Here is a 12,457-nt window from a genome sequence, read left to right on the forward strand (position 1 = left end):
CTTGAGGTTGTGGGTGCCGTCGAGCGTCAGTGCGAACTCGGCATCCTGGTCGCTATCGACGCTGCCGCGGATCACGGTTACGTCGGCACCGTCGCGGGTCTCGTGCGTAACCACGATCTGGCCCGCCCCTGAAAGCGTCGTGCCGCTGGAAAGCGTGAAGCCCTGTTTGCCGGCCTGCCCGCTGTTTGCATCGATCGCCGAGAAGTCGATCCGGTCGCCCGGCGAGAAGCCGTAGATCGTGTCGCCGTCGGCCGCCGCCACCGACGTGAAGCGGAAGACGTCGTCACCCAGGCCGCCGTCCATGATGTTGACGGCCGTCGAGGCGGTGATCTCGTCGTGACCCGAACCGGTGATGATATTCTCGAACCCGTAGATTGTATCGGTGCCGACCTCGGCCCCCACCACCTGGCCGCGGCCCATGAAGCCGTTGCCGAGATCCACCTTCAGGTTGCCGGTCGCCACCGAATAGTCGAGCGTGTCGACGCCATCGCCGCCCCAGTAGCTATCGGAACCGTCGTTGAGCGTGGCAAGCACGATGTCGTCGCCGTCGCCGGCCCAGACTCTGTCCGCCCCGGCGCCGCCTTCGATGATGTCGTTGCCGGCATCGCCGTAGAGAAGGTCGTCGCCGCCATTACCGAACAGCATGTCGGCGCCAGCCCCGCCGTGGACTTCGTCGTTGCCGGCCCCACCGGAAGCGACGTCATCGCCGTCGCCGCCACTCAGCACATCGTCGCCATCCTCGCCGCGCAACACGTCGTTGCCGCTGTCGCCAGAGAGAATGTCAGCCGATGCCCCACCGAGCAGGATGTCGCCGGCGGCCCCACCGAGCAGCACATCGGAGGCCGCCGTGCCGATCAGCGTGCGGGCCGCAACCGGCAAGGGTGTGCCGTCGGCGTCACCGGAGCCGTCACCCGAGCCGCAGTGGTCATCATCGCCGTCATCGTCCGAGCCGCCTTCGTCATCATGATCATCATGATCATCATCATCATCATCATTGTCTCCGCCGGAAACGAGGGTCGGCGTGTCGCCGACGAAGGTGATGGAGTGCGTGCCGCTCGAAAGGGTTCTGGTGCCGTCGCCGTTGTCGGTTTCGGCATAGTCGGCAGGATTGGCACCCGTCGGGATCTCGATGACATCCTGAGGCCGCAGCGCGCCGACGATGGTGTCCTGACCGCCATTGCTGCGGAAGACGATGCGGTGCGCCGAAGACAGGCTCGAAATGTCGATCACGTCGTTGCCGGCGGAGCCTTCGACGGTGATCGTCGAGTAATTCAGGCTGGTCGTGTCGAAATTCCCGATGACCTGGATCGTGTCGCCTTGACTGACGCCCTGGTCCGGGCCGCCATTGTTGTTGTTGTTCGTCACGTTCAGGGTGTTGACGCTGATCTCCTCGATGTTGTCGAGCTCGGCGATCACGCTTTCGACGCCGCCGACGGTGCGGGTGATCACGATTTCCGTCGAGGCCAGGAACGTCGTGTTCAGGCTTGTTGCCAGGTTGGCGTTCTGGCCGGCGGTGATGGCATAGATGCGGAACAGTTCGGCGCCGGCACTGCCCGAAAGCACATAGGTGTCGCTGCCCGCACCGCCGTCGATGATATCGCGTCCTTGAGTGCTGCTTTGGTTGATCGTGTCATTGCCGCCACCGGCAAAGACAATGTCATTGCCCGCGTTGCCGTTCAGCGTGTTTGCCGCATTGTCGCCGACGAGAATGTCGTTGCCGGTCCCGCCGTCGATTGTGCCCAGGATATCGCGCACCACGTCGACGGTTGCCGTATCCGTACCGGTTCCGCGGTAGGTGAAGCTGCCACCGACAGCAACGCCGTTGTCGTTGATCGTGACGCCATCCGGGCCGAGGGTTGCCGTGAGACTGTTCGCCTGCGTGATCGCCGAAATCGCCATGGCGCTGTCTGGATCAACATCGTTGGCGAGCAGCGCCCAGCTCGGGATCGTGAAGGGATTGCCATTGGTCCAGTTCGTCACGATACGATCGTTGTTGGCGATCATGGGATCGTCCACGGCAACGACGTTGATTGTGGCGGTCGCCGGCTGGCTGTCCCGGAAGCCGTCATTCACCGTCACCTCGATGGTCCGCGCCGTGATGGCTGGGTTATCCGAAGTGTTGGAGAACCGGACCGAGTCCAGCGCGCGCTGGTAATCGGCTGCACTCGCCTCGCCTGTGAGCAGCAGCACGAGTTCCCCGGCAATCACTGCCTGCGAAACCGCGATTGCCGCGGGGCGACCGTTGGCCGTCGTTGCCGAGAGCGTGTCGCCCGCTGCCATGTTCTTCAGCACGACGCGTGCCGAGACGATCGTCTCGTCCGTGGTGATGCCCGAGAGGCTCGAGATACCGACGGCTGCCTGGTTTTCCGTGAAGGTCGCGTTCCAGGCCGTCGTTCCGTCGTCGACGGGCGTGGTGTATTCGACATTCACATTGTCGATCCGCACGGTTTCGGTGTTGCCGTTCACGCCGCTGAAGACGAAGCGGATCGCAGACGCGGCCGTGAACGGACCCGCAAGCGAGAGGTTTGCCGTCCCATCGTTCGATGCGCCGGTAATCGTCTCTATGGTCGTGAAGTTGTTGCCATCGGCGGAGAACTGCACCTGCAAGGTTTCGCCGTTGTCGAGGCCGCTTTCTTCGTAGCTGAAGCTCAGCGTCGCAGTGCCGGCGCCGACCATGGAAAGATCGACGGTCCGGGTGATCGTGGCGCCCGCTGGCGTAGAGCCGGCGCCTGTGTCCTGGCGGAATTCGAGCTGTCCGCCATTGACGCGGATTTCGCCCGTCGTCGCCACGTTTGTCGTGCGGTCGTCCGTCTCAATCCATGGCGAAGTCCAGGTCGCCGATCCGTTTGAGTTGGCGTAGTTCGCGGAACCGAAAGCATCGCGATAATTGCCGCTGTCGAAAGCGTGCAGGTCGAGCGAAGGACCACGAAGGTCGAGGACCCGATCGGCAAACTGGATGCGTTCGATGTTGAAGAGGCGGTCGGTCCCCTCGGCCTCGAGATTGCGTCCGGTTACCGGGTCGATGACGCCGGCGGTGGGGTCTGTGTGGGCGACCGTCACGCTGCCGTCGGCATTGAAGGTGATCTCGTAGTTCTCGAAGTTGTCGTAATAGACGGCTGTGTCGACATCGCCGGCCTTGCCGCCGTCGACAATCTCGCGGATGACCTGCAGCTGGCTTGGCTTGATCTCGCCCGAAAACAGGCGGCTCTGGATGTCGGCGATCGAGTCGACGCTGAAGGCAGACCAGCCCTGACCTTCACGCGGCGAGACGAGGATGCGTACGTTCAGCCACTTGTCGCCGTCGATGATGTCATTTCCGCCCATGCCGCGGATCGTGTCCGAACCGCCGCCGCCGAGGATGATGTCCGACCCGTCGGACGTATCCATCACGGCGACCTCCTTTGCGCCCGCCGGGTTGATCGGAATGCCGTTCGCATCGAGGTTGTGCGGATTGTAGAGGTCGAAGCGCTGGAGGTGGGCGACGAGCTCGCGCAGCCCGGCGATCCGCTCGACATTCTTTTCTAGCAGCGCGTTCGAGAAGCTCTCGATCGGAGCGTCGGCGTCGACTTGAGCAGCATTGCCGTTCGGATCGTAACCGCCGATGACCACGTCCCGGCCGGTGAGCGTATCGTTGCGATCCCACCCAGAGAGCCCTTCGACCAGATCATAACGGTCGCGCAGGATGTTGTTCTGCTGGTTGACGAAGATGCTGATGTTCATGTTCGCATCGGCGTCGTAGTTGTTGTTCTTGAACGTGGTCCAGTCGAAGCCGGCCATGCCGTTCGAGCGGTTGACGCCGATGCCTTGCACCATGATGTCGTCGCCGGATTCTGCATCGAAATCGGTATCGTTCTCACCCGCGATCATCACGTCATGGCCGATGATGCGGGAGTTGAAGAACAGTTCCGAATTGTCGCCCGAGAGCGTTGTCATATTGCCCTGGGCTTCCATCCAGTCGTCGCCCTCGTTGCCGAGAATGGCGCCGCCACCCCCGGTGGGCGCCCGGATGAAGTCGTTGCCCTGGCCACCCGAAAGCGTCTTCTGATCCTCCCCGCCGGCCAGCACGTCGTTGCCGTCGCCGCCGAAGATCAGGTCGAGGCCCATGCCGCCATTGATGACGTCGTCGCCGGCTTCGCCCTTGATGACGTCGCTTGCGCCGATGTCGGTGCCGCTGTCCGTGATGATGTCGTCGCCGTCACCGCCGTGCAGATGGTCGACGCCGAAGCCGCCCTCGATGCGGTCATCACCGCCCTCGCCCCAGATCGTGTCGTCGCCTGCACCCCCGATCAGGGTTTCGCCGGTGTTCGTGCCGCCAAGCACCACGTGCTCTTCACCGGTAAAGCGCAGGTAATTGGTGCCGCGAACGACGAGGGAATCGGTGCCCGTAACCGCAGAAATCACGTCGGCTTCACGGGTCGGGTCAGCATTGCCGAGCCCGTGGTTCCACTGCTTGGCCTGATCCATCGTGATGATGTAGTCGGCCGTCTGGAAGGCCGAGCCGTTGATGTGAAGGCCGCTGTCCTCAGTGTCGGTATTGCGGCGGATCAAGTCGGCGAAACTGTCGGCCTCGAGTTCGTTGAGCAGGTTCTGCCCTTGCGTGCGGCTCAGATAGTAGAAGCGGTCGCCGTTCTGGAGGTTCTGGATCTGCAGTTCGAAGACGAAAGTGAAGGTCGAGCCCAGCATGCCGCCGAAGGGCATCAGCGCCTCGGCTAGGCCGCCGATCCAGAAGTCCACCTTGTTGAGGCCGGTTTCCCGCGCTGCCCATGTGCCGGTGGAGTTCAGATAATCGAGCCGCGCCTGGCGGTCCGCCGGCGTTTCACCGGGCGTGCCGAACACGAGGTCCCAGGCGGCATCCCGCTTTGCCTCGGCCGTGGTGGCGGCGAGGACCGTTTCATGGGTGCCGTAGGCGGCGATGAAGTTGACGATCGAAAGCGGGTTCTTGATGTGCAGGGCGAAATCCGCCCAGCTCTCATAGGGCTTGAGGTAGCTGTCGTTCGTCTGTTCGTAGATCTGGCGTCGCGCCTCGTTGAGCGAGGGAATGCCGGTTTCGCGCGCTCGGGTGATGTTGACCGCCGCGAGGTCCAGCGGCAGGCCGACGAGGTTGTTGCGCAGCGCGCTGGTCACGAATTCGTCGATCTCGTTGCCGACCTGCTGGGTCATGCCGCGAATGATGGCGCCGGAGGCAGCGTGTGCATCGACGCCTGCATTGTTGAACGCCAGCGGGTTGAGGAAGGCTTCGATCAGGCCGAGCTCCTGCGGTGTTGCCGCGCCTTGAGCGTTCAGCGTGAGCATCTCGACGTTTTCGGCAAGCATCGAGTGGCCGAAGCGATAGACGACCTGGGCGAATTCCTCGAAGATCGCACCGTCGATCTCGACGGAGTGGGAGAACACGAAGGCATCGATCTGCGGCGCCACGGCGCGGACGAACTCCTCGAAGACGAGGTGCTGGTAGACCATTTCCGTCGAGAAGCGCGCCGCCTGGAAGAGACGCTCGCCATCCCATACGAGGCCTGTGGAACTGGTCGGGAACGTGGTCACGTCGACCAGCAGCCACTCGTTGAGCAGCGCCAGATCTCCTTCGGCCAGCACCGTCGCCTTGATGGCGCTGACCTGCCGGTTGTGCTCGCTGTGGAAGACCGAATGGGTCGCCGTCAGCGCGATGTTCTCGTTGCCGCGGCCGTCGCCGACGACGAAGTGGGCGTCGAGCAACTCATCGTCATAGGTGACGTTGACGCCGAATGCGTTCGGAAGGATCGGATTGCCGGCAACATCGTCGTCGTCCGCGACAACAGCAACGGGAGCAGTTTGCGGGTTCCGGTCGTGATCGACAGGACCGCTCGGTACGGCGCTGTGGGCGATGTCGTTGAGGAAGGCGCGGCCGGCGCTCAGCGCCGTGACTGCATCGATCGGGTTCGCGAGATTGCCCTCGACAGGTCCGTTGACGGTTATCATCAGCGGCAGGCCGTTGGGTCCGCGAACGAATTCGCCGTAGAGGTCCGTCACCAGGAGCGGCACACTATGAACGTTCAGGTCGCTGAGCTCGATGCCGAGCAGGTCTCTTGCCTGGTTCTTGATATCAGCCCAGGTCGGCGGTCCGCCCGTTGCGCCGTGTAACATCTCGCCCGTTGCCAGGGGCTTGCCGTCCACAAGCACATACTGGCGCAGGAAGACCTGGTGCGATGGATTGGACGTATAGACCTGGTTGAGATCGATCCACGGTGTGGTCTCGTTGCGGTGATCGCGGATGTCGTCCGACGTTCCGAGTACACCATCAGCGCCCGGGTCATTGGTCGCGCGGGTAAGGACCATGAAGTTGGTCGCACTACCCGGGACATAGAGCGGATCATCCGGCTGCAGGGGAATGATGACGTTGCCGCTGCCGCCCTTCGAGGTCAGGTCGAGGCCGTGGTCGAAGAACTGGCCGAAGATGGTCATGAACCCGTTGAACGAAGCGGTGTCGCCGAGGTCGGCGGCAACGTTCTTGATGAAGACGTTGTCGCCATCCATCGTCACACCGTGAGACGAAAGCTCATCGATGACAGCGGCATCGGCCGCCGCGGCCGCGGCCGCGGCGGCTGCCGTCGCGGCACTTCCAGTCGGAATTGCGTCGCGCGCGGCAATAGCGTCATCGAGGGCATCTGTTGCGTCCGCCAGGTCCCCCGCCGCCGCGTCCAGCGCCGCATCGGCGGTCGCCAGCGCCGAAGAGGCGCTTGCTGCAGCGCTTTGGGCACCGTCGACGGCGCTTGCCAGGCTTTGTTGCTCGGCCACAGCGTCTTGCAGGACGATCACCGCGGTCGCGTGCTCCGCCTGTGCTGTCGTCAGTGCCGCCGAAGCGTCTTCCAGATTCTCGACCGAAAGATCGTAGGCGATCTGAGCGTCCTCTCGTGCATCCACAGCCGCGAGATACAGCGCGCTGTTTTGCGGTGTCGGCGCATTCTGGAACGCCGTGAGGGCGGCGCTCTCCGCCTGTTGCGCCAAGGCCAGATTGGCAAAGGCGATGTTGCGTGCATCCGTTGCATCGGACACCGCCGACGCTGCGGCCTGGCTGGCTGCAAGTGCCGTGGCGGCAGCCGCCTGGGCGGTCGCGACCAGAGGCGCATGGGCATCCCGTGCCGCGATTGCCGAGGCCAGAGCGGCATTGGCGCTTGCGAGTGCCTGCGTTGCTCCCGACTGGACGACGATGGCTGCGTCATAAGTCGCCTGCGCCGTTGCCTGCGCCGTCTGAGCATTGGCGACGACGACATTGGCGGCAGCGACGGCGGCGGCAGCGTTCGCAGCCGCCGTCGTCACGGCGGCATGCGCTGCGCGTGCAACTGCCTGCAGATCCATAACCGTGCGGACAATGCCGAGGGCTTCCGCCCCCTTGATGTCGACGGACGCAAGCGCTGCCGCTATCGCGGCGGGATTGTCGAGCGACTGGTCGGCAACGATGTTGGAGATCAGCCGTGGCTGGCTATCGTAGACGGACCCCGTCGGATCGGCATAGCTCGTCTGTTGCCCGTTGCGCGGGTTGATTTCGGCCGGCGCGTAGTTCGGCGTCAGCAACCGCACCATCGTTTCATCGGATGAGCCGAATTGTGTCATGTTCGGCTGGAAGTTGTTGAATGAGCCATCGACTGTGCGGAGGCCGTAGGGAAGAAGGGGGCTCGATACCAGCTGTTCGAGAGCGGCACGCGGATCGGCGCCGCCGTTGATGGCTGCCGTGTGGGCTTCGGCGATCTTGATCTGCGTCAGGATGAAGTCGAGGTCGTTCCGGTTAAGCTTTACCATTTTTCCCTCCATCGGAGCACCCCGCAGTCGCGGCCGCCCGTTTTCAAACAAAGTTCCATCGTCCGGCGGCGAGGCTGTCCTCCCCGGCGCGCCGGTTGCTTTTCGTGTCTCGTTCGTGAGCCGAAATAGGCCTTCTGATGCTCGTATGGTGAGCCGCGGCGCCGACGAAAGAAACGGCGCAAGGTCGGACGAGATTGTCGACGAAGGTTGGAGCGGATTTCGGACTAGTGGACGTGCACTCATGGCATTGGTCCAATGAAAAACCTGGACTTAGGTCCAGTTCTTCTTTCTCCCGTAGAAATTGACTGGAGAAGGTCTTTCAATTTGCCAGAATAGTGCGATCATCGCCTGGGCGGCTTGGCCGGGGCACTGCATTTCCGCGGCACGCAATCCGAGAGGAAATCGCGCAGCGTGACTGAGCATTCAGGGGGTATTTCGCATGAGTTCGCCGCGCCAGCGGAGCCGGCGCTAGTGGGCCGCCGTCGGTTGCTGCTGCCGATACGACAATGGTTTGGCCGGCAGACCCTCTCCATGCAGTTCCTGCTTGCCTGCGGCGCGCTGATCTTTCTGGTCGCAGCCGTCTCCGGCTATCTCATCTCTCGCGAAGTGTCTCATAATGCTGCGGTCGATCGCGCGGCTGCGACGGCTCTCTTCATGCAGAGCATTCTCGAACCGGCCGGAAACGAGATTGCCCAGTCGGGCCAGCTTTCGGCAGAACGCCGGCTTCGTCTCGACGAGCTTTTTGCCGAGCCGCAGTTCAAGGATCGTTTTCCCTACTTCGAGCTGTGGCTGCCGGATGGGTCGGTCGCCTACTCCACATCCAAGGAGTTGATTGGCCGCCGTTTCAACCCGCCGCCGGGGCTTCTGCGCGCGCTCAAGGGCGACGTTGCCGCGGAATATGCGGACCTGACCGCGAGCGAGCATACGCTGCGCAGCCTGAGCACGCGGTATCTGGAAATCTACAGTCCGCTGCGCCGGTCCGATACCGGTGAAGTCGTTGCTGTCGCGGAGATACACGAAGATACGGATACCCTGCACTGGGAGATCTTCGAGGTTCGCCTGATCGGCTGGACGGTCGTTGCCGGCGCATCCACCCTCATCATGCTCGGGCTGCTCGCAATCGTTCATCGTGGCAGCGCAACGATCGAGCGGCAGCGTTTGCGGCTGGAGCAGCGCGCCGAGGAGGCCGAACGGGTTTCGGAGGAAATTCGCGTCCTGCGCGATCGCGCAAGGCTCGCTTCCTTGCGCATGACGGACTCCAACGAACGTCTGACGCGCGGAATTGGTGCGGATCTGCATGATGGTCCGGCGCAGCTTATCGGCTTTGCCATCCTCCAGACGGAGCCTGTACGCGTCGCACGGTCCAGATCCGAGCGTGAAGAGGCGCTGGAGGTGATATGTGGCACGCTGGAAGAAGCCCTGAAGGAAATCCGCCTGATCGCGCGGTCGCTGCTGCTACCGGATATCGAGCATCTGGACCTCGACCAGGTGATCGGGCGGGCAGCAAAACTTCACGAGGCGCGGACGGGAACCCAGGTTGCCATCAAGGGCAGCGGCAGCAAGTTGCCTCTCCCGCCTGTTATCAAGACCTGCATCTACCGTTTTGTTCAGGAGGGCCTGAACAACGCCCACCGGCATGCGAACGGCCGGGGCCAGGCTATCCGTTGCCGCATCGATGGCACCGTTCTGAACCTCAGCGTTCGCGACCATGGCGGCCCGTCTGCCAAGAGCAGTTCCAGCGACAAGCCGGATGGCAGCGGTCTCGGCATTCACGGTCTTCAACAGCGGGTGGAGAGCCTTGGCGGCACGCTGAAGTTCGTACATCGACGGGACGGGGCGGAGCTCCAGATGACACTGGATCTCGGAGGAGGAATGCTCGATGGATGAACCATCTTCGGTCATCGTCGTCGACGACCACGCACTCTTTCGAATGGGCGTCCTGCAGGCACTATCAGCGCACAAGCGCTTTGCCGTCGTCGGCGAAGGAGGCTCGAAAGAGGATGCCCTCCGGCTCGTGGAAAACTTTCTTCCGAACGTGGCGCTGCTCGACATCTCCATGCCCGGCAGCGGGATAGACGCCGCCCGTGAAATCTCGACGCGATGGCCAACCACGAAGATCGTGATGCTGACGGTGTCGGAGGAGGACGACGACGTGCTGGAGGCACTTGATGCCGGTGCGGCCGGCTACGTGCTCAAGGGTGCTCCCGCACTGGACTTGATTACGGCGATATCAACCGTTGACGAGGGGCGAGCCTATCTTTCGCCCGCACTTGGCATGCGCCTGTTCGGCGTCATTCGCAACCGCACCGAAGGCCACCGGGTGGAGCGGCTTGTCGACAAGCTGACGCCGAAGGAGGCGATCGTCTTCCGCCTGCTGGGACGCGGCTGCACCAACCGGACGATCGCCGAGGAAATGAGCGTGCAGATCAAGACGGTGAAATTCCATGTCGGTCGACTGCTCATCAAACTCGGCGCCAAGAACCGGGTCGAAGCGGCCCTGCTGGCGCAGCGACATCTGAAGCTTTCGACAAGCCGCAAGACGTGAGCCGGACCGCCGGCAGGGTCGGTGCATTCCTCTCGCCGAAGACGCAGCCTCGCAAACGAATTTGCTGGCCGTTCACCGGTTCACCAGCCGCCGGATGCCCTAAAGGGCGTCGCGATCTTTCAGACTGGCTCGGTGCGTTAGATTATTGATTTGTCGAATGTCGTTATCGCAAAACCGCTGCGCCCTTTTGCGCGACATTCTCTAGTTGATCCGCTCGCGCTCGCCGGCAACCTTCGGGATCACGTCGAGCCGCTGGGCCGCCAGCACGACTTCAAGGCGGTTCCTGGCATCGAGCTTCTGCATGAGCACGCTCATGTAGTGCTTGACCGTCTTTTCGCTGATATCGAGACAGCGCGCGATCTCCCGATTGGTGCTGCCGCGCATCAGATGCCGAACGATCTGCTCTTCACGAAGACTGAGGCGTTGTTGCGCCTGTTCGCGCCGGCGCATCTCCGCGGTCTTCATCGCCATGATGACCTTTGTGGCAAACCCCGCCGAGATGAAAGTCTCACCGTCATAGACCATGCGGATCGCCTGATGCAGATCGCTGGCCCTGCTGCCCTTGAGCACATAGCCGGCAACACCGTAGTTCAGCACCTGGATCGCCGTTTCTATGCTTGAATTCGCCGTGAAGACGATGATGCGCGTGCCCTGGTACTTTCGAGCAATCAACTCGATGGCCGCAACGGCATCCCCCGGCATGCTGAGATCGAGTACGAGCACGCGCGGAGAATGATCTTCGACAATTCTTAAAGCGTCAACCGCGTTCTCGCCCTTCGCAACGATCTCCAGATCGCTCTTACCAGAAAAAACACTGATTAAACCATCAAGAAGAATAGGGTGATCATCGACAAATGCCACGGAAATACACATGGAAGCCAGCCCACAATTAGATACTTAAAAAAACCCACATTGCAAAATCGCAGAGATATTACGCAGTTAAATTTATGCAGCTAGGAACGAATACATTTGATATCGAAATTCAATACATACAGAAACGACCGCGCATCACACAAAGCGCATCGCATCCTCGTTCATTCGGTAGAGAAGACGCGAATGAGCCCCACACCCTCCCATGCCGCGAATACTATTACAGAAGAACTCAATTTTAAAGCGCATGCTTAAACATAGGTTAATTTTAGGGAGTTGAACCTCCTCGCGACACGGAGTTCCGCCGCCCGAAGTAGGGCGACAAAGCCCCTGCCCACCGATTGGCGCAACTGTCGCCACAAAGCCGGTCCTCAGCGGCCTTGCCGTCAGCATGACGGTAGATTTGAATGCGCTCTGGCTACTTTCCTTCCGGCTGCGGAATGCAGCGGACATTCACACTGTGGGTCGTCAAATGCGGAAAACTCGCAAAGGATCTCGTGATGCCCAGAGCCGCCATTGTTGGGGGAACCGGATAGATCGGCCGGGCGACGACCCGTCGGCTGCCGGGAGCGACATCGATCGCCTTTTAAAGCAGTGGCACCGGTAACTCGACACGTGCCGAGCCAAAACACGGATTTGGAACCGCCCTCCTGATCTTGGCAGCAGGAGCTCCTATATTACAGTCCATCTCCCGCGCTGGCCCGCAGCCAGTGGGAGACAAAGCGAAGACGCGCTCACGAACCAGGTGGAGGATATCTGAATGACCGAGAGAGCTGTTCTGGCCGGCGGTTGCTTCTGGGGAATGCAGGATCTGATCCGCAGGCTCCCCGGCGTCACCGGCACCCGTGTGGGCTATACCGGCGGCGACGTGCCCAATGCGACCTATCGCAACCACGGAACCCATGCCGAGGGCATCGAGATATTCTACGATCCGGCGAAGACCTCCTACCGGCGGATTCTGGAGCTGTTTTTCCAGATCCACGACCCCACCACGAAAAACCGTCAGGGCAACGACATCGGCACCTCCTATCGTTCGGCGATCTACTACGTCGATGACGAACAGAAGCGCATTGCCGAGGACACCATTGCGGATGTGGAAGCCTCTGGCCTGTGGCCGGGCAAGGTAGTGACGGAACTGGAACCCGTCGGCGACTTCTGGCAGGCGGAGCCGGAGCACCAGGATTACCTGGAGCGCTATCCGAACGGCTATACCTGCCACTTCCCGCGTCCGAACTGGGTGCTGCCGCGACGGTCCGCCGCGGAGTAACAAAC

At 62.0% G+C, this 12,457-nt stretch carries 5 protein-coding genes; 3 read left to right on the forward strand and 2 right to left on the reverse strand.

Annotated features, from left to right (window positions below):
• Window positions 1-7,770: peroxidase family protein (locus tag ASE71_RS23740; RefSeq protein ID WP_162263923.1), on the reverse strand; the 7,770-nt coding region annotated here is incomplete at its 3' end.
• Between the two features lie 411 nt (window positions 7,771-8,181).
• Between ASE71_RS23740 and ASE71_RS23745 the strand changes: the two genes are divergently transcribed.
• Window positions 8,182-9,657, forward strand: coding sequence for a sensor histidine kinase (locus tag ASE71_RS23745; protein WP_244496920.1), 1,476 nt, complete (start codon window positions 8,182-8,184; stop codon window positions 9,655-9,657).
• A complete protein-coding gene (locus ASE71_RS23750; RefSeq protein ID WP_060520545.1) occupies window positions 9,650-10,315 on the forward strand; it encodes a response regulator in 666 nt (221 codons plus the stop codon). Before ASE71_RS23745 ends, ASE71_RS23750 begins: the two co-directional genes overlap by 8 nt.
• Window positions 10,316-10,516: 201 nt before the next feature.
• On the opposite strand, the gene ASE71_RS23755 is transcribed toward ASE71_RS23750, so the two are convergent.
• Window positions 10,517-11,188: a response regulator gene (locus ASE71_RS23755; RefSeq protein WP_060520546.1), complete on the reverse strand. Its 672-nt coding sequence runs from the start codon at window positions 11,186-11,188 to the stop codon at window positions 10,517-10,519.
• Between the two features lie 757 nt (window positions 11,189-11,945).
• Here ASE71_RS23755 and msrA point away from each other — a divergent pair.
• Entirely contained in the window at window positions 11,946-12,452 is a 507-nt protein-coding gene (gene msrA, locus ASE71_RS23760) for a peptide-methionine (S)-S-oxide reductase MsrA (protein ID WP_060520547.1), read from the forward strand.
• The last annotated feature ends 5 nt before the right edge of the window (window positions 12,453-12,457 follow it).

The sequence above is a fragment of the Ensifer sp. Root954 genome, assembly GCF_001429005.1.
Lineage (GTDB): Bacteria > Pseudomonadota > Alphaproteobacteria > Rhizobiales > Rhizobiaceae > Ensifer > Ensifer adhaerens.